Genomic DNA, 20320 nt, shown 5'->3' with positions numbered 1-20320 from the left:
TGCTCCCCCTCTGGGGGAGCTCCCGGCCGCATGGCCGGGTGAGGGGGACTAAAATGCCCTTCAACGGAGGTTCGACCGGTCTGAGCAGGAGTCAAAGTCCCCCTCAGGCCCTTCGGGCCAGCTCCCCCAGAGGGGGAGCATCTAAGCTCCGCCGCATATGCGATAGCCCTCCTCTTTATGGGGAGGGACAGGCGGCGAAGCCGACAGGGTGGGAAGTCCGACAGTCTGCGTTGAATCTTCAGAAAGCCCGACCCTCGATCCCTTCGGGATCTGCCCTCCCCATGAAGAGGAGGGAGAAGAGTGTTTCACGTGAAACGCCTTACTTCCCAATGCAGAAGCTGGAGAACACCCGGTCCAGGACCTCTTCGGGATCGATGCGGCCGGTGATGCGGTCCAGCGCCCGGCCGGCCAGCCGCACATCCTCGGCGGCCAGTTCAAGTTCGTCGTCATAGGCTTCGGCGCGGCGCAGGCGTTCCAAGGCTTCGGTGAGCAGCTCGCGGTGGCGCAGGCGGGTGGCGGTGGGCGGCTCGGCCCCGGCCAGGGCCTCGACCACCCGGCGCTCCAGGGCGGCTTCCAGCGCGGCGATGTCGACGGTTTCACGTGCGCTCAGCCGCAGGGCGTCGATGCGCAGGGCCCGGGCCTCCACCAGGGCGTGGCCGGTCTCGGCCCCGGCCGGCAGGTCGGCCTTGTTGATCACACAGAGGTCGTGGGCGTGCAGGTCGCCCGGTGCGCTGGCCTTGGCGTCGCTGGCCCCGTCGACCACCCAGACGCGCAGGTCGGCCTCGTGGGCCCAGGCGCGGGCGCGGCGCACCCCCTCGATCTCGATCTCGTCATGGGTCTCGCGCAGGCCGGCGGTGTCGGCCAGCAGGGCCTTGTAGCCGGCGAACCGCATGGGGACCTCGATGATGTCCCGCGTCGTCCCCGGCGTGGCGGTGACGATGGCGGCCTCGCGGCGGGCCAGTGCGTTGAGGATGGTGCTCTTGCCGGCGTTTGGGGCGCCGATCAGGGCGATCTTGAAGCCCTCGCGCACCCGCTCGCCCCGGCGGGCGTCGGAAAGGGCGTGCTCCAGGTCGGCGATCAGTCCCGCCAGGATCGGCTTGGCGCGGGCCGCGACATTGGCCGGGACCTCCTCGTCGGGGAAATCCACCGCCGCCTCGAACAGGCTGAGGGCCTCGATCAGGGCCTCGCGCCAGCGGGTCTGGGCCTGGCCGAGTGCGCCGCCCAGTTGATCCAGGGCCTGGCGCCGCTGCGCCTCGGTCTCGGCCTCGATGAGATCGGCGACCCCCTCGGCCTGGGCCAGGTCCAGTTTGCCGTGCTCGAAGGCGCGGCGCGTGAACTCCCCCGGTTCGGCCAGGCGCAGGCCCAGCGCGGACAGGGCCTCCAGCAGCCCGGTCATCACCGCGGGCCCGCCATGCACGTGAAACTCGGCGCAGTCCTCGCCGGTGTAGCTACGGGGTCCCTCGAACCAAAGCACCAGGGCCTGGTCGAGTACGACACCCTCATGTTTCAGGGCGCGCAGCGTCGCCTGCCGCGCGCGGGGCCGGGCGCCGGCCAGGGCGTCGACCGCCCTCCCCGCCCCTGGCCCGGACAAGCGCACGACCCCCACAGCGGCGCGGCCCGGGGCCGTGGCCGCGGCGAAGATCGTGTCGGTCATTTCGGGCGGCCCATGCCCGCATCGACGGCCGCCGACATCAGCTTGCGGAACTGCTCCTGGGCGCCCACCCCGAAGGCGGTCCAGTTCTTCATCAGCTCATCGGGCGACAGCATGGCCATGTTGGAGGTCATGCGGCTCTGCATCTCCTCGACCAGCTTGTCGTTGAGGGCGGTGACGTCCGGCAGGCCCAGGAAGGCGCGGGCCTCCTGAGCGGAGCAGTCGACTTCGATCGTCATCTTCATCTCAAGTTCCTCCAGGCGTCCTGACAACATTGTTATGGCCGGTGTCGCCGCCTGCGCGCTAGTAGCCGCATCAAGGGCTTTCACGTGCAACGGGAGACGCCGATGGGCGAGACGATCACGATCAAGGGCGAGGACGGCGACTTCGCCGCCTATCTGGCGCGCCCCGCCAAGACCAACGCCCCAGCGGTGGTGGTGATCCAGGAGATCTTCGGGGTCAACGCCGTCATGCGGGACATCTGCGACGGGCTGGCGGCCGAGGGCTTCCTGGCCGTCTGTCCCGACCTGTTCTGGCGGATCGAGCCCGGCATCGACATCACCGACCAGTCCGAAGCGGAGTGGAAGCGGGCCTTCGAGCTGTTCAACGCCTTCGACGTCGAGGCCGGCGTCAAGGACATCGCCTCGACCATCGACCAGACCCGTGGCCTGGCGCAGGTCAATGGCAAGGTCGGCGCGGTGGGCTTCTGCCTGGGCGGTCTGCTGGCCTTCCTCACCGCGGCGCGCACCGACGCCGACGCCTCTGTCTCCTACTACGGCGTGGGCATCGAGGGTCGGCTGGCCGAGGCCGAGAAGCTCAGCCATCCCCTGCTGATGCACATCGCCGAGGAGGACCAGTTCGTGCCCAAGGAAGCCCAGACCCTGATCCTGGCCGGGCTGAAGAACCACCCACAGATCCAGATCCATTGCTATCCAGGTCGCGACCACGCCTTCGCCCGGGTCGGCGGCGAACACTATGACGAGACCGACGCGCGCCTGGCCGGGGGTCGCACCCTGGCCTTCTTCCAGCAGCACCTGGGAGAGGGCCAATGAAGGCGATCCGCTTCGAGACCACCGGCGGCCCCGAGGTCCTGCAGGTGGTCGACCTGGCCACCCCCGAGCCCAAGGCCGGCGAGGTCCTCGTCCGCCATCAGGCGGTGGGGGTGAACTTCATCGACACCTACCACCGCTCGGGCCTCTATCCGGTCAAGCTGCCCTCCGGCCTCGGCATGGAAGCGGCCGGCGTGGTGGAGAGCGTCGGCGAGGGGGTGACCCGGTTCAAGGCCGGCGACCTGATCGCCTATGCGAGCGGGCCGCTCGGCGCCTATTCCCAGTTTCACGTGGTCAAGGCCGACCGGGCGGTGAAGCTGCCGGCCGGGGTCGACGCCAACCAGGGCGCCGCGGCCCTGCTCAAGGGGATGACGGCGGAGTTCCTGCTGCGCCGCTGCTATCCGGTGAAGGCCGGCGAGACCATCCTGATCCACGCCGCCGCCGGCGGGGTCGGGTCCATCGCCGTCCAGTGGGCCAAGCACCTGGGCGCCACGGTGATCGCCACGGCCGGATCGGAGGCGAAGGCGCAGCGCGCCCGCGACCTGGGGGCCGACCACGTCATCCTCTATCGCGACCAGGACGTGGCCGCCGAGGTCCGCCGGCTGACCGACGGCAAGGGCGTACCGGTGGCCTACGACTCCGTGGGCGCGGCGACGTTCGAGGGCACGCTGGGGAGCCTCGCGCGGCGCGGCCTGTTCGTCTCGTTCGGCAACGCCTCGGGGCCGGTCCCGCCCTTCCCGCCCGCGCGGCTGGCGGCGGCGGGGTCGCTGTTCTTCACCCGGCCGACCATGGGCGATTACCAGGCCACCACGCCCGAGTTGGACGCCAGCGCCCAGGCCCTGTTCGAGGTCATCGCCTCAGGCGTGGTCAAGATCGACATCGGCCAGACCTTCCCGCTGGCGCAGGCGCGGGCGGCGCACGAGGCCCTGGAGGGCCGCGACACGGTGGGGGCGAGCCTGCTCATTCCGTAGACGGATGTTTCACGTGGAATGGTAGTTATTTCAGTGGGTTAGAACTATATTTCCTTTCCTCCCCCCATTCCCGATGGTCATGGGGGAGGCAAAGGCCAACGCAAAAGGGGCCCGCGTCGCCGCGGGCCCCTTCTTCGTGTCGGTGGGTCGATGGGCCGCTAGGTGTTCATCGACTGGAAGAAGTCCTCGTTGTTCTTCGAGGTCCGCAGCTTGTCGAGCAGGAACTCGATCGCGTCCTGGGCGCCCATCGGGTTGAGGATGCGGCGCAAGATGTAGGTCTTCTGCAGATGTTCCTTCGGCGTGATCAGCTCTTCCTTCCGCGTGCCGGACTTCAGCACGTCGATGGCCGGGAAGATGCGCTTGTCGGCGACCTTGCGGTCCAGGATCAGCTCGGAGTTGCCGGTGCCCTTGAACTCTTCGAAGATGACTTCGTCCATCCGGCTGCCGGTGTCGATCAGGGCGGTGGCGATGATGGTCAGCGAGCCCCCCTCCTCGATGTTCCGCGCCGCGCCGAAGAAGCGCTTGGGGCGTTGCAGGGCGTTGGCGTCGACACCGCCGGTCAGCACCTTGCCGGACGACGGCACCACGGTGTTGTAGGCGCGGCCGAGACGGGTGACCGAGTCCAGCAGGATGACCACGTCGCGCTTGTGCTCGACCAGGCGCTTGGCCTTCTCGATCACCATCTCGGCGACCTGGACGTGGCGAGTGGCCGGTTCGTCGAAGGTGGAGCTAATCACCTCGCCGCGCACGGTGCGCTGCATGTCGGTGACTTCTTCGGGCCGCTCGTCGATCAGCAGGACGATCAGGTAGCACTCGGGATGGTTGGCCGCGATCGACTTGGCGATGTTCTGCAGCATCACGGTCTTGCCGACCCGGGGCGGAGCCACGATCAGGCAACGCTGGCCCTTGCCGAGCGGGGCGACGATGTCGATCAGCCGGCCCGAGCGGTCCTTCAGGGTCGGATCCTCGATCTCCATCTTCAGCCGCTCGTCGGGATAGAGCGGGGTCAGGTTGTCGAACAGGACCTTGTGCCGGACGTTCTCGGGATTCTCGAAGTTGGTCAGGTCGACCTTGGTGAGCGCAAAATAGCGTTCGCCTTCGCGGGGCGCGCGGATGGCGCCGTCGACCGTGTCGCCGGTGCGCAGGCCGAACTTCCGGATCTGCGAGGGGCTGACATAGATGTCGTCAGGGCCCGGCAGGTAGTTGGCTTCCGGCGAGCGCAGGAACCCGAAGCCGTCTGACACCACTTCCAGGGTGCCCGAGCCGGAGATCTCGATCCCCTCCTCGGCCAGGGTCTTGAGGATCGCGAACATCATGTCCTGCTTGCGCATGGAGTTGGCGTTCTCGATCTCCATGGTCTCGGCGAAGGCCAACAGGTCGACGGGCGACTTGTCCTTCAGCTCCTGTAGCGACATGCGGGTGAGGCCCATGGCGGCGATGGCCGCGGAGACCTCGGAATTGTCGTCGTCGCCGTCGTCTTCCTGCGTCGCGTCAGGCGCGCCGAGCTGGGCGTCCTCGACGGCGGATTCGGCTTCGATCTCGGTGTCGACCAGGTCGGTGGGGGTGTCTTCAGTCATGGAAGTTCTCTGGGAAGTTCTCTGGGATAGGTCCCCGCCGGCCGAACGGTTTTCGGGCGCGGGGAGAATCGTCGGGGGCGTTCGGAGACGCCGGTTTATTTTCGAGGGCCGGGCCGGTGCGGCTTTGACAAGCGCGCGGCGCACGGAGGTAGGGCGGGGCGCAGCTTCGGAAATCCGACTCCACGTGGGAGGAGCGGAACCACATGCGAGGCCCGCGGTCAAGCGTGGGCGCAGTAAGATTAGATCCTCCCCCAGCGCGCAGCGCGATTAGGGCGAGGTGGCGCGTCGCCGCTCTTCGGCGACGTGACGGAGGGGGTTGGGCCCCAAACGAGAGTCAAAGTTCCCCTCAGTCCGCCATTCGGCGGACAGCTCCCCCAGAGGGGGAGCATCTAGGGCCGAGCTATCTCGTGAAGAACTCCGTCGTCACGGCGATGACCATGACGATGGCAGCCAGGAAGGGGAGTTCGTTGGTCATTTTCCAGAAGCGGGCCGGGCGCTTGTTCTCGCCGGCCGCGAAGCGCTTTCGCGCCGCGCCCAGGACGTGGTGCCAGCCGGTCAGGAACACAACGCCCGCCAGCTTCGCGATCATCCAGGGCTGGGCCAGGAAATCCCAGCCGCCGCGTATCTGGGTGGCGTTGACGTAGATGAGCGCCAAGCCGAACACCCAGGCCGCCACCATCGCCGGCCCCATGATGATCCGGTAGAGCTTGAGCTCCATGGTCTGGAAGGTCTGGTCCATCTCCGAGCCGGGGACGGCCTCTGAGTGGTAGGCGAAGAGCCTGGGCAGGTACATGATCCCGGCCATCCAGGCGATCACGGCCAGGATGTGCAGGCCCCTCAGCAGATCGTAGTTCACGCCGTCGCTCCCTCAGCCGTTCGACAGGCGCATTTGGCATGGTCTTGCGGACAGCGCCACGGGCCGTCGGGCCGAGCTCCGCCGGAGCGTCCCAGGGCATTGGTCACCGCAGTGGTCAGGGCGTCGATGAAGCGCGGGGCGACGCCCAGCGCCGGAGCCCGCAGATAGGGCGCGCAGCCGACCTGATGCGCCAGCTCGCCATATTCGTGGTCCAGTTCCACCAGGGTCTCCACATGCTCGGAGACGAAGGCGATGGGGCAGACCACCACCCCCAGCCCCTCGGCGCCGGCGCGGCGGATCTCGTCGTCGGTGGAGGGGCCGATCCATTTCAGCGGCCCTACCCGGCTCTGGTAGCAGATCTCCCAGTCGGTGAGCTCGGGCAGGCGGAAGGCCACGGCCTGGGCGGTGGCGCGGACCTGCGCCTGATAGGGGTCGCCCGCGGCGATCACCTTTTCCGGCAAACCGTGGGCGGAGAACAGCAGGCGGATGTTCGTGGGCTTACCGGCCGCCTCCCAGGTCGCGCGAACGGCCGCAGCGTGGGCGTCGGTGAGGCCAGGCGCGGTCGGGAAGCAGCAGACCGTCCGGCTTGTTCCCGGACCGGCATAGGCGGCCTCCCAGTCCTTCAGGGACGAGGCCGTGGTGGTGGTGGAGAACTGCGGATAGAGCGGTAGAAGCACGATCTGGTCGGGCGCGAAGGCCGCGACCTCCTTGGCGGTCTCGGCCGCGAACGGCTTCCAGTAGCGCATGGCGACGAAGACGCGGGTTGTGGACTCGGGTCGGGCCGCCGCCAGGTTGGCCTCCAAGGCCTTGGCCTGCCTGCGGGTCTCCGGCAGCAGGGGCGAACCGCCGCCCATCAGGGCGTAGTTGGCCTGGGCGGCCTTCTCGCGGCGCTTGGCGATCCACCAGGCCAGGGGGCCCCGCGCGATCGCCGGCAGGTCAATGATCGCGCGATCGCTGAACAGGTTCTGGAGGAACGGCCGCACCGTGGCCTGGCCGTCCGGGCCGCCGAGGTTGAAGAGAACGACGGCAAGTTTGGTCATGGCTGCAGCGCCGTAGAATCAAAGTCCCCCTCAGTCAGCTTCGCCGACAGCTCCCCCAGGAGGGGAGCATCTAGGTTCTTAGATCCTCCCCCAGCGCGTAGCGCGATTTGGGGGAGGTGGCGCTCGGAGCGAAGCGGAGAGGGACGGAGGGGGTCTTTCACCGCCCGGTCACCCGCCGGATGGTGCGTTCGATGTGCTCGATCGGGGTGTCGGGCAGGACTCCGTGGCCGAGATTGAAGATGTAGGGCCCGCCGTTCCACTGCTCGATCAGGGCGTCGACCCGGGCGTCCAGGGCCGGGCCGCCGGCGCGCAGCAGCAGGTTGTCGAGCGCGCCCTGGATGGTCTTGCCCCCCGCCTGGATCTTGCGGCCCAGAGCGGCCGAGGCCTGGGTGTCCAGCGCCACCGCCTGGACCGGGACCTTGGCGGCGTAGGTCTCCACCAGGGCGCCGGCGCCGCGGGGGAAGCCGATGAACGGGGTGTCGATCCCGGCGGCGCGCACCTTCTCGATGATCGCGATGTGCGGTCGAATGACGATGCGCTCGAAGACGTCCTCGGCCAGGCCTTCCGCCCAGCTCTCGAACAGCTTCAGCACCTGGGCGCCGGACCTGGCCTGCATGACCAGGTAGCGCGCGGTGGACTCCACCAGGATGTCCAGCAGACGGTCCAGCTCTTCCGGGTGCTGATAGGCGTATGTCCGGGCGCCGGAGCGGTCCGACCCGCGGCCCTCGATCATGTAGGTGGCCACGGTCCAGGGGGCGCCGGCGAAGCCGATCAGGGCGCGGTCGGGCTCCAGCTCGGCGCGGACCCGGCTGAGGGTCTCGCCGATATCGCTCAGGCGTCCGGTGGAGGCCTCGATCTGGTCCGCCAGGCTTTCCAGCGGCGGCAGTTCGCCGAGACGCGGCCCCTCCCCGGTCTCGAACCAGACCTCCTGGCCGAGCGCCCTCGGGATCAGCAGGATGTCGGCGAAGACGATGGCCGCATCCAGCGGGAAGCGGCGCATAGGCTGCAGGGTCGCCTCTGCCGCCATCTCCGGATTGTGACAGAAGGCGATGAAGTCGGCCGCCCGGGTGCGCAGCTCCCGGTACTCCGGCAGGGAGCGCCCAGCCTGACGCATGAACCACACCGGCGGCCGGTCCAGGGTTTCACCGGCGAGCGCCCGCAAGAGGCGCGGTTTTGAACCTTCTGACATGGGCGCCGTTAAACCGGCTTACCGCGCCAGGCTCAAGGCCTGGGCTCAACCCCGCCTGCCTTCTTCCTATCTAGAATCTTGAATCTAGATTGAAGCAGTAGATGGAGGGCGGTGAATCAATGGGGACAAGTCGGCCGCCGCACACGCCGCAACCCCCTTGCCCACAAGCCATGCGACGGATTTGCGACGCTCACGGCCAAGCCTGTGAAAAACGGGGATCGTCGTTAACCCCTCGTTAGGGTTTACCTTTTGTTAACCCCTGGACGGGCGCCGACCGGTGACCGAACGGCGGTCGTCCGTTAACGCTTCGGTCATACCTTGGTAAGACTTCATTAACCTCCTGGGCCGTGGATCGGTCGGGCCTAAACCGCCTGGGTTTTCCCGTCCGTCCACCGGGGCGGCCCAAAACCCGCGCCTATCCCCAATTTCATTCGCCTTCGCTAAGAAGGTATCGACTCTTTGATCCCCAGATTTCGCCAAAGCCATATCGTCACAGCCAGCCCTAGGATCCGATGACCCCGCCCTCGCGCATCGCCACCTATTTCCATGTGCACCTGGTGTCGGACTCCACCGGCGAGACCCTCAACGCCATGGCGCGCGCGGTCTGCGCCCGGTTCGAGAACGTCCTGCCCATCGAGCACATCTACGCCCTGGTCCGCTCGCCCCGGCAGTTGGAGCGGGCCCTGACCGACATCGAGGAGGCGCCGGGCGTCGTGATCCATACGATCGTCGACGACCAGCTGCGCACCGCGCTCGAGGAAGGGGTACGGCGCATGGACATGCCCTGCATCGCCGCGCTCGACCCGCTGGTCTCGTCCATACAGCGCTATCTGGGCGCCTCGATCAGCCGCCGGGTGGGCGTGCAGCACGCACTCGACAACGACTATTTCAACCGCATGGACGCGCTGAACTACGCCATCGGCCACGACGACGGCCAGGGCGGCCAGGACCTGGAACAGGCCGACGTGGTGCTGGTGGGCGTCTCGCGGACCTCCAAGACCCCGACCTGCATCTACCTGGCCCACCGGGGCGTGCGGGCGGCCAATGTGCCGCTGGTGCCGACCAGGCCGCCGCCGGAGAAGCTGTTCGAACTGAAGAACACCATGGTGGTGGGCCTGACCATCTCGCCCGACCGGCTGATCCAGATCCGCCGCAACCGCCTGCTCAGCCTCAAGGAGGACCGGGAGTCCTCCTATATCGACATCGAGGCGGTGCGCGAGGAGACGGTGAAGGCCCGGCGGCTCTATGAGCGTCAGGGCTGGCCGGTGATCGACGTCACCCGCCGCAGCGTCGAGGAGACGGCCGCCGCGGTGATGAACCTGCTGCACGGCGGCCACGGCCAGGTCGAGGTCCTGGGATGAGCGAGGCGATCATCCTGGCGTCGAAGAGCGCGGCGCGCCGGGCCGTGCTGACCGGGGCGGGCGTGCCGTTCGAGGTCTCGGTGGCCGGGGTCGACGAGGACGCGGTCAAGGCCGCGATGCTGACCCAGGGCGCGAGCCCCCGCGACGTGGCCGACGCCCTGGCCGAGCTGAAGGCGATCCGGGTGTCGCGTTCGAAGCCCGGCTTCGTGATCGGCTCGGATCAGACCCTCGAGTTCGAGGGCAGGCTCTACGACAAGGTCGAGACGCTGGAGGCCGCCGCCGAGCGGCTGAAGGCCATGCGCGGAAAGCCCCACAAGCTCCATTCGGCGGTGGTGGTGGCCAAGGACGGGGCGCCGATCTGGCGCGAGATCGTCTCTGCGACGCTCACCATGCGCGACTTCTCCGACGCGTTCCTGGCCGACTACCTGGCGGCCGAGGGCGACCAGGCCCTGGGCTCGGTGGGCTGCTACCGGCTGGAGGGGCCCGGCGCGCAACTGTTCTCCAAGATCGAGGGTGACTATTTCGCCATATTGGGCCTGCCCTTGATGGGCCTGCTCGACCTCTTCCGCCGGCATGGGGCGCTCAAGGCATGATCAGTGGCGCGACCCTGGTGGCCGGGGTGGTGGGAAACCCCATCGCCCACTCCATGAGCCCGGCCCTGCACAACTCCTGGCTGGCGGCCGCGGGGATCGACGGGGTCTATGTCCCGTTCCGCGTGACGCCGGAGCGGTTCGGCGACTTTGTCGTCGCCCTGCGCGGCGCCTCGGTGACCGGGCTCAACGTCACCCTGCCCTTCAAGGGCCAGGCGCTGGAGTTGGCCGACCGCGCCAGCGACCGGGCCTCCATGGCCGGGGCGGCCAATGTCCTGGTCTTCCAGGCCGACGGCACGATCTTCGCCGACAACACCGACGGTCTGGGGCTGCTGGCGGCCTTCGCCGAGCAGGCGCCGGGCTTCGACCCCACGGCCGGGCCGGTGGCGATCCTGGGCGCCGGCGGCGGCGCGCGCGGCGCGGCGGCGGCCTTCACGGCGGCCGGCTGTCCGCAGGTGCGCATCGTCAACCGCACCCAGGCCAAGGCCCAGGCGATCACCGATGTGCTAGGCGGCGAGGCCTTCGGCCTGCATCGCGCCGCGGTGGCCTTCGAAGGCGTCATCGCGGTGGTCAACGCCACCTCGGCGGGCCTGGCCGGCGAAGGCGACCTCGACGTCCCGCTGGAGGCGACGCCGTCCGGCGCCGTGGTGATGGACATGGTCTATAAACCGCTCGTCACGCCCTTCCTGGCGCGGGCCCGGGCGCTGGAGCGCCGCACGGTGGACGGTCTGGCCATGCTGATCGGCCAGGCGGTCCCCTCCTTCGAGGCCTTCTACGGGCGGCCGCCGCCCAGGGAGGCCGACGTCCGCGCCCTGGCGCTGAAGATCCTGGAGCGTTCGTGATGCTGCGGCTCGGCCTGACCGGCTCCATCGGCATGGGCAAGTCCACCACCGCGGCCATGTTCCGAGAGGCCGGTATCCCGGTCTATGACGCCGACGCCGCGGTGGCCGACCTCTATGTGACGGGCGGCGCGGCGGTGGCCCCACTGGAGGCCGAGTTTCCCGGCGTGACCAAGGACGGCGCGGTGGATCGCGAGGCCCTGCGCAGCCGGGTGCTGGGCGACGACGCGGCCATGGCCCGGCTGAACGCCATCGTCCATCCCCTGGTGGGCGCCGACCGAGTGGGGTTCTTCAAGGCGGCGACGGAGTCGGGCGCCGACATGGTCGTGCTCGACATCCCCCTGCTCTACGAGACCGGGGGTGAGGCCAATATGGACGCGGTGGTGGTGGTCTCGGCCCCGGCCGACCAGCAGCGCGCGCGAGTGCTGGCCCGTCCCGGCATGACGCCCGAGCGCCTCGACGCCATCCTCTCACGCCAGATGCCCGACGCCGATAAACGCGCGCGGGCCGATTTCGTGGTCGAGACCGGCGATGGCCTGGAGCCGGCCCGCCGCCAGGTCGCCGAGATCATCGCGACCATGCGCGATCCACAGAAGCGTCCCGCGCGACGATAAGCCCTTTCCTTCGAACGAAAGTCGTTCGAAGGATAAAAAGGGCTTACATTCATATACTTAGAGCGCGATGGGCGCCGAAACCGGCTTCCACCTTCGGCTATCGCGCTCTAAAGCCCCGCTTGAAGCCTCCGCCAAACGGGGCGATTGATCGGCCATGGCGCGTGAGATCGTCCTCGACACCGAAACCACAGGCTTCGAGCCGCACCTGGGCCACCGGCTGGTGGAGCTGGCCTGCCTGGAGATCGAGGATTTCATCCCCACAGGGCGGACGTTCCACGTCTATATCGACCCGGAGCGCGACATGCCGCCGGAGGCCCAGCGGGTCCACGGCCTGTCGGCGGAGTTCCTGCGCGGCAAGCCGAAATTCGGCGACCTGGAAATCCACCACGCCTTCCTGGACTTCGTCGGTGACGCCCCGATCATCGCCCACAACGCCGGCTTCGACCGCGCCTTCGTGAACCACGAGCTGACGGTGTGCGGCCGCCAGGTCATCCCCGAGCATCGCTGGATCGACACCCTGGCCCTGGCCCGGACCCGGTTTCCGGGGATGCACAATTCCCTCGACGCGCTCTGCAAGCGCTTCAAGATCTCCTTGGCCGACCGCGAGAAGCACGGGGCGCTGATCGACGCCCGGCTGCTGGCCGCGGTCTATCTGGAGCTGAAGGGCGGCCGCGAGCGGCGCCTGGAGCTGACCACCAGCCAGGCCTTGGCCCAGGCGGTCGCCATCGCCACCCAGAGCGCCTATGGCGCGCGGCCCCGGCCGCTGGCCTTCCGCTCCACCGACGCCGAGCGCGAACTGCACGCGGTCTTCATCCGCGAGGCGGTGAAGAGCGAGACGCTCTGGAAGAAGCACGGGCTTTAGACCTCCCTCCTCCTTGTGGGGAGGGAAGACCGCGCAGCGGTCGAAGGTGGGGCAGTCTGAAGCTTTCGAGCCGATTGCCGGACTTCCCAACCCTGGCGGCTCCGCCGCCGGTCCCTCCTCATAAAGAGGAGGGAGAAGAGCCGCTCTTAGGCGTTGCCGACGGTCGGGCCGCTGATCTCGCCGCCAGCCTTGCGCGCGGCGTAGACGCCGGCGAAGTCGATCGGGTCCAGCAGGAAGGGCGGATAGCCGCCGTCCGAGGTCACGTCGGCGATCACCCGGCGCGCGAACGGGAACAGGAACCGCGGGCATTCCACCAGCAGCACCGGCTCGATGTCGGCGGGGGCGACGCCGGTGATCTGGAACACGCCGCCATAGAGCAGCTCGACATGGAACACCGGGCCATCCTCGCGGGTGGCGCGAGCCTGGAGCTTCAGATCGACCTCGAACAGGCCGTCTTCGCGACCGCGGGCGTTCATCTCGACGCCCATGTCGATCTGCGGCTGGCCGACCGCTTGGGTGCGCAGGGTCTCCGGCGCGCGCGGGTTCTCGAAGGACAGGTCGCGGATAAACTGGGCCAGGATACGGATCCCGGGCTCGGTCGGATCGGCGCCATTGGTCTCGGGGGCCGCGTCGGTGTCGGTCATGTTCTGGAAAATCCGGTTGGTCGGACGTCCATTCACGTCCTGTTTGTGGCGCGGGCTGCTATCATGAGGCCCAGACCGATGCAACGTCGCCCCTGACGGGGGCGTTCCGCTGTCCTATATTGCGCCTTCAACGTTCCCGCGAGCCCTATCCTTTGTCCAACGTCCTCGAGCTGATCATCTTCGCCGGCCTGGCTGCCGTGGTGCTGTACCAGCTATATTCGGTGCTGGGCCGGCGCGTGGGGCGCCAACCGGAGGACACCGCCGCCGACAACGCCGCGGTCACTGGGCCGACGCCCACGCCGGCCCTCGACGCCCCGGACGACGACGGGGTGGGCCTGACCGGCCTGCCGGCGGTGAAGCACCGCGATCCCTCCTTCGACCTTTCCCGGTTCCTGGCCGGGGCCAAGGGCGCCTATGAGATGATCGTCCGCGCCTTCGCCGCGGGGGACCGCGAGATGCTGACGAACCTGCTGGCTCCCAATGTGATGTCCAGCTTCGAGGCCGGGATCGCCGCGCGGGAGGCCGACGGGACGACCGAGACGGTGGAATTCCTGCACGCGCCGCGCGCCGACCTGGAGCGGGCCGAGCTGGTGGGCGACGCGGCCCGCATCACCGTGCGCTTCCTGGCGGAGTTCCGCAGTCGCTCGAAAGGACCGGAGGGCGAGGCCGTCGACGACAAGCGCACCGCCGAGCTGTGGACCTTCGAACGCAATCTGAAGAGCCGCGATCCGAACTGGATGCTGGTTCACGTCGACGCCGCCGAGGCGTAGACCCAGCCCCTTTCCGACCTGTCGCGCAGAGGGATGATCTTGGCCCCCAGATTCTTGGCCCGCAGATTCTTGGCTCCCAGACTCTCGGCCCGCCGGCCGCTCCTCGCCGCCGTCCTGCTGACGCTCGCCCTGGCGGGTTGCGCTACGCCGCGTCCAGGACCGAGCCCCGCTGGCCCCCGCCCGTCGCCCGTCAGGCCCCTGCCCACGCCCGCGCCCACCCCGCCGCCCGAGCGGTTGGAGCGCTTCGAGGACCTGCCTGGCTGGGCGAGCGACGACCACGCCGCGGCCTTCGAGGCCTTCCGCGCCACCTGCGGGATCGCCCGCGATCCGGCGCTTGGCGAGGTCTGTCGTAGGGCGCGCGCCCTGCCGCAGCTCACCGCGCTGGCCGCCCGAGCCTTCTTCGAGGACAGTTTCCGCCCCGAACTGGTGGCCGGCGAAGGAGTGTTGACCGCCTATTTCTCGCCGGTCTACGAGGCCCGCGACCGGCGTGACGCCGAGTTCTCCGCCCCGCTGCGGCCCAAGCCCGCGGACCTGGTGACCTCAGGTCCCGGCGCCAAGGACGCCATGAAGCGCGGGGCCGACGGCAGGCTCGCCCCCTATCCCGACCGGGCCGCCATCGAGGGCCAGGCGGACGGTCCGGTCCTGGCCTGGATGCGGCCTGAGGAGAAGTTCTTCCTGCAGATCCAGGGCTCGGGAGTGCTGACCTATCCCGACGGACGGCGGTTGAAGGCGGTGTTCGCCGCCACCAACGGCCTGCCTTTCGCCGGCATCGCCAATCCCATGCGCGACCGCGGTCTGCTGGAAGCCAACAACACCGCGGGCGACGCGATCCGCGTCTGGCTGGCCAGCCACCGGGGGCGCGAGGCCGCCGAGGTGATGGCGCTCAATCCCCGCTATGTCTTCTTCACCCTGGCGCCGGACGACGGGCGACAGCCGGCGGGCGCGGCGGGCGTGCCCCTGCCGCCTGGCCGGGCGATCGCCGTGGACGTGACCCGCAACAGCCTGGGCGAGCTGTTTTTCATCGACGGTGTCGCCCCGACGCTAAGCGGCGCCTTCCCCAGTTATCGGCGCACGGTGATGGCGCTGGACGTGGGCGGCGCGATCAAGGGCCAGGTGCGCGCCGACCTCTATCTGGGCCAAGGGCAGGACGCCGGCGTCGAGGCCGGACGGGTGCGCCATACCCTGCGGATGCACCGGCTGGTCCCGAAGGTCGGTCCGGGCCGGTGAAGCGGCCAATCCGGCCCGACGAGCACAGGCTCTGGTCGATGGTGGCGGCCACGGTCCACCCCCTGCCTGGCCGCGAGACTGCGCCGGTCCCGAAGGCCGAGTCCGGGCCGATCACGCCGCCCAGGGCCGCGGCCGATCCGCTTCCGCCCCCGAAGTGGGATGGCGCGGCTTTCATGGTCGGAGAGCTCGCCGGCCGCCGGCTTCCGCTGCGTGGGCGCCCGACCGAGGACAAGGGCATCGAGCCGCGCCGCAAGCACCGCATCGCGAAGGAACGCGACCCCATCGGCGGCCGCATCGACCTGCACGGCATGACCCAGGACCGCGCCCGCGCGGCGCTCGAGGCCTTCCTGCGGCGTAGCCACGACGACGGCGCGCGCGCCGTGCTGGTGATCACCGGCAAGGGCGTGCAAGGCGACGGGATCCTGCGCCGCCGGACGCCGGAATGGCTGGCCGCCCCGGGCCTGGCCGACGTGGTGGCCGGGATCTCCGAGGCCCACCGCCGCCACGGCGGCGAAGGCGCGCTCTATGTGGCGCTGAAACGCAAGGCGCGGGGCTGAAGCCATCGCGCCGACAAGGCGTTATACCCCGACCAGGAGGAGCCCCCATGGCCAAGCCGATCACCGTCAGCATCCCCCACGACCTCGGCAAGGCCGAGGCGCGCAAGCGCGTCGAGGAGGGGATGGGACGCATCCTCCAGCAGTTCGGCGAGGGTGTGAAGATGACCCACGCCTGGGAGGGCGACCGGCTGAGCTTCGCGGCCAAGGTGGTGGGTCAGGCGGTGTCCGGCCGCCTCGACGTGCTGGAGGAGGTCGTGAAGATGGAGGTCGACCTGCCGCCTTTCTTCGCGATGATCGCCGACAAGGTGAAGGGCCGCCTGAAGAAGGAAGGCCAGCTCATGCTGGAGAAGAAATAGCGCCCGTGATGTGGGGCCGCCGACGCAGGATCTCGACGATCCAGACGGTGTAGGCGGCCAGGGCCAGCTCCCCCATCACCTCGTCCATGCCGCCGGCCGCCGGCGGATCCTCGGGCAGCATCGGCGCCTGGAACAGGGCCAGCATCAGGTTGGCCGCCAGGTGCGCGCCGATGGCGAACTCCAGCCCGCCCAGCCGCAGGGCCGCCCAGGCGAAGGCCGCGCCGGCCAGGGCGCGGGCCGCCAGGGCCGAGGGGTCGAACTCCAGGTGGAAGAGGGAGAACAGCACCCCGTTGACGGCGACGATCACCCAGATGTTGCGGGTGAAGGCCGCGGTCTGCTGCAGCACATAGCCCCGGAACACCACCTCCTCGGCCGCCGCGGCGGCCAGCAGGCCCACCACCATGGCGCAGAGATAGCCGAGCTTCAGGTCCAGACCCGTGGGATCGAGGATCGGGAGCTGCAGGTCGCCGCCGAACACCAGGACGTCGACAGTCATCAGCAAGCCCACCGCCGGGACGGTGGCGGCCGCGCCCAACAGCAGCAGTGTCTTGCGGAACCGTGGGGCGGCGGTCACCCAGGTGGCGACGGGTCGGCCGAAGATCACGCGGGCGGCCAGCAGCACGCCCGCGGCCAGGGCCCCCAGGGTCAGCGCAAGCTGCAGCACGAACAGCGACGAGCGCTGGAGGCGCGGGCCGTCCGGGGCGCCGTCGCCCAGGGCGAACAGGGCGACCATCACAGGGAAGCTGACGATCAGGCCCGCCACCGGGGCGCTGGCCAACATGACGGCGACGCGGATCCACTGGCGGTCGCGCGACGTCAGGGCCTGGAGGAACAAGGAGGTCACCGCGCGACTATGCGGCCGCGCCCGGCCCCGGGTCGATACCGCAAGCGTCCTCGCGCCGACTATTTCACCCGGCCCGGCGTGCCCGGCGTCAGGGATGTTGCGCTGGAAAGTTCGCGCAATAGGCGAATCTGGACTTGACCATGCTGGTCCTCGCGCGGAACGTCGGGCCATGCGAGGGCTGGGCGACCTGAACTTGCCGGAACGGCTGGCCGGCGTGGCGCCGAGATGGGCCGTCGAGGCTGCCTGCGCGGGGACGTGCGTGGCCGCCGCGGGCGTCCTGCGCATGAGCATGGAGCTGTTCACCGCCCAGGTCGCGCCCTTCATCTTCGTCGGCCCTGCGGTGCTGGCCGCCACCCTGCTGGCGGGCTGGCGCGCGGGGCTGGCCTGCCTGGCGATCGGCCTGGCGGGGGTCTGGTACATCGCCCTGCCGCCGGAACGGTTCGGTCCGCTGAGCCTGGACGACGGCGCGTCCATGGTGCTGAACGCCTTTTCCGCCCTGCTGGTGATCGGGCTGGCCCAGCTGTTCCGGCGCGCGGCCTCGGCGGACGGCGACGAGCGCACCGCCAAGCTGGAAGTCCGTGACCTGCTGCTGCGCGAGCTGAATCACCGGGTGAAGAACAATTTCCAGATGGTCGCCGGCCTGCTGGACATGCAGCGCCGCCGTGCCGCCGACCCGGGGACGGAGGCAGCCCTCAGCGACGCCCTGCGACGGGTCCATTCCATGGCCCAAGCCCACGCCTATCTCTATTCGCCCGGCGAGAGCGTGGGGTCGATCGACCTGGCGGCCTATCTGCGAGAGCTTTGCGAGAGCCTGGCCGACAGCTTGCTGCTGACCGGGGCGGTGCGGCTGAGTTGCGACCTGGAGTCGGGCGCGGTGAGCCGCGACCGGGCCGTGGCGCTCGGCCTGGTGGTCAACGAACTGGTCACCAACGCGGCCAAGTACGCCTTTCCCGACGACCGACCCGGGGCGATCCTTGTGGCGCTGACGCGTATCGAGATCGGCCTGGAGCTGACCGTGGCCGACGACGGGGTGGGCATGCCGCCCGAAGGCAAGATCAAGACCACCGGTCTGGGCCGCCGGCTGGTGGAGAGCTTCGCGCGTCAGGGCGGGGCGATCCTGACCCGCGGCGAGGGGCCGGGGACCCGCTACGTGCTGGTGCTGCCGGACTGATGACCCAACCGTAACTTGGCCGCCGCCGCCGCTTTGGGGGACAACCGCGCCATGGTCGCCGAACTCCCCGTCCGCCAGAGCCTGGCCCCCCGCGAGCGGTTCGGCCGCCATCGGCATGCGAGGGCCTATGTCGCCCTGGTGCTGTGCGGCGGCTACGAGGAAGCGGGCGAGGCCGGGCGGCGGCGGCTTGTCGCGGGCGACGTGGCGATCCACGAGATGTTTGACGGACACCTGAACGCCGTGGCCGCCAGCGGGGCGGTGGTGCTGAACCTGGACATGGATGGCCTGGCCGGCGGCTTCGGGCGCATCGCCGATCCGGACGCGGTCGCGCGGCTGGCCGAACGCGACGCCGCCGCCGCCGCGGCCTTCCTGCGGGCGAGCCTGGTCCCGACGATCGCCGAGGCGCCGGACTGGCCCGACCTGCTGGCCCGCGACCTGGCGGCCGATCCCGACCTGGCCTTGAGCGACTGGGCCCGCGCCCGGGGGCTGGCGGCCGAAACCCTGTCGCGGGGCTTTGGCCGCGCCTTCGGGGTGAGCCCCAAGCGGTTCCGCTATGAGGGCCGGGCGCGGGCGGCCCTGCGCGCGGTGATCGGGGGCGGCGGGCCCTTGGCCGACCTAGCCCTGGACGCCGGCTTTTCCGACCAGGCCCATATGAGCCGCGCCGTGAGCGAACTGACCGGGGCCGCGCCCGGAGCCTGGCGGCGATGGTCAAGTGGGTGCAAGACCGCCGCCTGAGCCGCAGGCAAGCTTGGCCCATGCTGAGACGAACCCTCCTGGCCACGTCCCTGGCCCTGCTCGCCGCGCCCACCCTGGCGCAGACCTCGATCCGCACCCGTTGGGTGGTGAAGAGCTCCGAGGGGCTGGACGCGCTGGCCATACTGGGCCCGCTGTCGGGCAAGCCCTTCTATGCCCGCTACTACGAGGCCGAGATGGCGGCCTTCAAGCCGAGGCTCCCCGCCGCGGTGATCGAGGCGATCATGGGGCTGCACGCCGAGGCCGACGCAGCGGGCGGCCTGCTCTGGCCCGGCCTAACCCTAGTCTTCTCCGGCGGGCCGACGGCGACGCTTCGCGACTTGCTGGCGAGCCTCGAGGCCGCCGAAACCGTGCTGAAGCCACCCTTGCAGGCCAGCGTCTATTGGGACGAGGCGGACTGGACCCGCTTCCTGGCCGGGCGCGACCGGCTGCGGATCGCGCTGACCGGCCTGCGCGACGCGGGCTTTCCCGAGTTCCGCAAGGGTCTGGCCGAGGGCCCGGCGGCCAAGCGGATCTCCGAGCTCACCCCGCTGCTGGCGCGCCTCGACATCATCGCCGAGCAGGAGCGGTTGCTGGGCCACAAGCTCGACCCGCAGATCGAGATCGACCTCTCCTGGTTCTGCCGGCCGCACGGCGTGAAGGTGCAGGGCCAGAGGTTCATCGCCCATGTGGGGGCTAGTGACCAGGTCATGGTGCTGACCGCCGCCCACGAAATCCTGCACCCGCCCTTCGACATGGCGGGGCCCACGGCCAAGGCCTGCCTGGCGGTGCTGGAGAAGGACCCCCTCTTCGCCCGCATCCTGGCGGAGAAGGACAAGGGCACGGGCTACAACGAGCTGGACGGGATCCTGAACGAGGACATCTGCCAGGCGCTGGACCAGATCATCCAGGAACGGCTGGGCTATGTGGTGCGGCCGGCGGCGGAGCGCTGGACTAGGAACGACCAGGGCATGCACGTCCTGGCCGCCGGCCTCTACGGCCTGCTGAAGGCCGACGGCTACGACCGGACGGGGGGAAATCTAGAGGCATGGATGTCGGCCGCGGCCAAGGGCGGCAAGCTCGCCCCCGCCAGCCTGCACGCCGCGGCGGCCGGGGTGCTGGGCAAGCCGGCGGATCAGCTGTGGGTGACGCCGATCAAAGCCTGACCCCAACGTTTGTGGCGCCGCTGACCGCCGGATAGCCTCCTCTCCACCCATCTTCCGGGGGGAGAGGGTAGGGTGAGGGGGGCGTTTCCGCTTCTCTGAGCTGGTTGAGGGACCGGATTGCGCCGCTTCGCGCCGCAACCCCTCACCCTACCCTCTCCCCTCTGGGGAGGGCTATCGCATATGGCCGTAGATCCAAGTGGCACGGTGGCCAGATGCTCCCCCTCTGGGGGAGCTCCCGGCCGCATGGCCGGGTG

General features: G+C 69.6%; 22 protein-coding genes. 14 read left to right on the top strand and 8 right to left on the bottom strand.

Translation table 11 applies throughout. The features are described 5' to 3' along the window. Window positions 1–319: 319 nt before the first annotated feature. Both mnmE and Q8Q77_RS05185 read right to left on the bottom strand, forming a co-directional pair. A complete protein-coding gene (gene mnmE / locus Q8Q77_RS05190) occupies window positions 320–1654 on the bottom strand; it encodes a tRNA uridine-5-carboxymethylaminomethyl(34) synthesis GTPase MnmE (RefSeq protein WP_305581859.1) in 1335 nt (444 codons plus the stop codon). Next, the gene (locus Q8Q77_RS05185) at window positions 1651–1896 is read right to left on the bottom strand and encodes a DUF6489 family protein (protein WP_305581857.1); all 246 of its coding nucleotides are present in this window, start codon (window positions 1894–1896) and stop codon (window positions 1651–1653) included. The genes mnmE and Q8Q77_RS05185 overlap by 4 nt, the downstream gene beginning before the upstream one ends. 102 nt (window positions 1897–1998) lie before the next feature. Between Q8Q77_RS05185 and Q8Q77_RS05180 the strand changes: the two genes are divergently transcribed. Both Q8Q77_RS05180 and Q8Q77_RS05175 read left to right on the top strand, forming a co-directional pair. Beyond that, complete coding sequence (locus Q8Q77_RS05180) at window positions 1999–2703, top strand: dienelactone hydrolase family protein (RefSeq protein WP_305581855.1); 705 nt, start codon at window positions 1999–2001, stop codon at window positions 2701–2703. Then, complete coding sequence (locus Q8Q77_RS05175; RefSeq protein ID WP_305581853.1) at window positions 2700–3671, top strand: quinone oxidoreductase; 972 nt, start codon at window positions 2700–2702, stop codon at window positions 3669–3671. The genes Q8Q77_RS05180 and Q8Q77_RS05175 overlap by 4 nt, the downstream gene beginning before the upstream one ends. A gap of 158 nt (window positions 3672–3829) precedes the next feature. Here Q8Q77_RS05175 and rho read toward each other — a convergent pair whose 3' ends face one another. The 4 genes from rho to hemE form a co-directional block, all read right to left on the bottom strand. After that, window positions 3830–5248, bottom strand: a complete 1419-nt coding sequence (gene rho, locus Q8Q77_RS05170) for a transcription termination factor Rho (RefSeq protein ID WP_305581851.1) — start codon at window positions 5246–5248, stop codon at window positions 3830–3832. Between the two features lie 400 nt (window positions 5249–5648). Beyond that, window positions 5649–6104: a CopD family protein gene (locus tag Q8Q77_RS05165; RefSeq protein ID WP_305581849.1), complete on the bottom strand. Its 456-nt coding sequence runs from the start codon at window positions 6102–6104 to the stop codon at window positions 5649–5651. Beyond that, a complete protein-coding gene (gene hemH / locus Q8Q77_RS05160; protein WP_305581848.1) occupies window positions 6101–7144 on the bottom strand; it encodes a ferrochelatase in 1044 nt (347 codons plus the stop codon). The genes Q8Q77_RS05165 and hemH overlap by 4 nt, the downstream gene beginning before the upstream one ends. A gap of 157 nt (window positions 7145–7301) precedes the next feature. After that, on the bottom strand, window positions 7302–8333 hold the full coding sequence (gene hemE / locus Q8Q77_RS05155) for a uroporphyrinogen decarboxylase (protein ID WP_305581846.1): 1032 nt from the start codon (window positions 8331–8333) through the stop codon (window positions 7302–7304). Between the two features lie 512 nt (window positions 8334–8845). On the opposite strand from hemE, the gene Q8Q77_RS05150 reads away from it, so the two are divergent. From Q8Q77_RS05150 to dnaQ, 5 genes are all read left to right on the top strand, one after another. After that, entirely contained in the window at window positions 8846–9694 is an 849-nt protein-coding gene (locus Q8Q77_RS05150; RefSeq protein WP_305581844.1) for a pyruvate, water dikinase regulatory protein, read from the top strand. Further along, complete coding sequence (locus Q8Q77_RS05145; RefSeq protein ID WP_305581842.1) at window positions 9691–10287, top strand: nucleoside triphosphate pyrophosphatase; 597 nt, start codon at window positions 9691–9693, stop codon at window positions 10285–10287. The genes Q8Q77_RS05150 and Q8Q77_RS05145 overlap by 4 nt, the downstream gene beginning before the upstream one ends. Continuing rightward, window positions 10284–11126 (top strand): shikimate dehydrogenase, encoded by an 843-nt coding sequence (gene aroE / locus Q8Q77_RS05140; protein WP_305581840.1) that lies wholly within the window; start codon window positions 10284–10286, stop codon window positions 11124–11126. The genes Q8Q77_RS05145 and aroE overlap by 4 nt, the downstream gene beginning before the upstream one ends. Then, window positions 11126–11737: a dephospho-CoA kinase gene (gene coaE, locus Q8Q77_RS05135; protein WP_305581861.1), complete on the top strand. Its 612-nt coding sequence runs from the start codon at window positions 11126–11128 to the stop codon at window positions 11735–11737. The genes aroE and coaE overlap by 1 nt, the downstream gene beginning before the upstream one ends. A gap of 154 nt (window positions 11738–11891) precedes the next feature. Then, on the top strand, window positions 11892–12599 hold the full coding sequence (gene dnaQ / locus Q8Q77_RS05130; protein ID WP_305581838.1) for a DNA polymerase III subunit epsilon: 708 nt from the start codon (window positions 11892–11894) through the stop codon (window positions 12597–12599). A gap of 146 nt (window positions 12600–12745) precedes the next feature. Here the strand turns inward: dnaQ and secB are convergent, their stop codons facing one another. Further along, the gene (gene secB, locus Q8Q77_RS05125; protein ID WP_305581836.1) at window positions 12746–13243 is read right to left on the bottom strand and encodes a protein-export chaperone SecB; all 498 of its coding nucleotides are present in this window, start codon (window positions 13241–13243) and stop codon (window positions 12746–12748) included. 152 nt (window positions 13244–13395) lie between these two features. Here secB and timA point away from each other — a divergent pair, with 152 nt between their 5' ends. The 4 genes from timA to Q8Q77_RS05105 all read left to right on the top strand — a co-directional run bounded on the left by timA (window position 13396) and on the right by Q8Q77_RS05105 (window position 16153). Further along, window positions 13396–14013, top strand: coding sequence for a TIM44-related membrane protein TimA (timA, locus tag Q8Q77_RS05120; RefSeq protein WP_305581834.1), 618 nt, complete (start codon window positions 13396–13398; stop codon window positions 14011–14013). 69 nt (window positions 14014–14082) lie between these two features. After that, the gene (locus Q8Q77_RS05115) at window positions 14083–15240 is read left to right on the top strand and encodes an MltA domain-containing protein (protein WP_305581832.1); all 1158 of its coding nucleotides are present in this window, start codon (window positions 14083–14085) and stop codon (window positions 15238–15240) included. Then, window positions 15237–15797: a Smr/MutS family protein gene (locus Q8Q77_RS05110; RefSeq protein ID WP_305581830.1), complete on the top strand. Its 561-nt coding sequence runs from the start codon at window positions 15237–15239 to the stop codon at window positions 15795–15797. The genes Q8Q77_RS05115 and Q8Q77_RS05110 overlap by 4 nt, the downstream gene beginning before the upstream one ends. Window positions 15798–15844: 47 nt before the next feature. Then, window positions 15845–16153: a polyhydroxyalkanoic acid system family protein gene (locus tag Q8Q77_RS05105; protein WP_305581828.1), complete on the top strand. Its 309-nt coding sequence runs from the start codon at window positions 15845–15847 to the stop codon at window positions 16151–16153. Here Q8Q77_RS05105 and Q8Q77_RS05100 read toward each other — a convergent pair. After that, the gene (locus Q8Q77_RS05100; protein ID WP_305581826.1) at window positions 16134–16988 is read right to left on the bottom strand and encodes a type II CAAX prenyl endopeptidase Rce1 family protein; all 855 of its coding nucleotides are present in this window, start codon (window positions 16986–16988) and stop codon (window positions 16134–16136) included. The genes Q8Q77_RS05105 and Q8Q77_RS05100 overlap by 20 nt on opposite strands. A gap of 178 nt (window positions 16989–17166) precedes the next feature. Between Q8Q77_RS05100 and Q8Q77_RS05095 the strand changes: the two genes are divergently transcribed. From Q8Q77_RS05095 to Q8Q77_RS05085, 3 genes are read left to right on the top strand one after another with little or no spacing between them, the layout of a single operon-like run. Further along, window positions 17167–18168, top strand: coding sequence for a sensor histidine kinase (locus Q8Q77_RS05095; protein WP_305581824.1), 1002 nt, complete (start codon window positions 17167–17169; stop codon window positions 18166–18168). 51 nt (window positions 18169–18219) lie between these two features. Beyond that, window positions 18220–18903: an AraC family transcriptional regulator gene (locus tag Q8Q77_RS05090; RefSeq protein WP_305581822.1), complete on the top strand. Its 684-nt coding sequence runs from the start codon at window positions 18220–18222 to the stop codon at window positions 18901–18903. A 20-nt stretch (window positions 18904–18923) separates the two neighbouring features. After that, on the top strand, window positions 18924–20066 hold the full coding sequence (locus Q8Q77_RS05085; protein WP_305581820.1) for a hypothetical protein: 1143 nt from the start codon (window positions 18924–18926) through the stop codon (window positions 20064–20066). Window positions 20067–20320 lie beyond the last annotated feature (254 nt).

Source organism: Phenylobacterium sp. (genome assembly GCF_030698145.1).
GTDB lineage: Bacteria > Pseudomonadota > Alphaproteobacteria > Caulobacterales > Caulobacteraceae > Phenylobacterium.
Note: the sequence above shows the minus strand (reverse complement) of the source record. Positions and strands in the feature narration are given on the sequence as shown.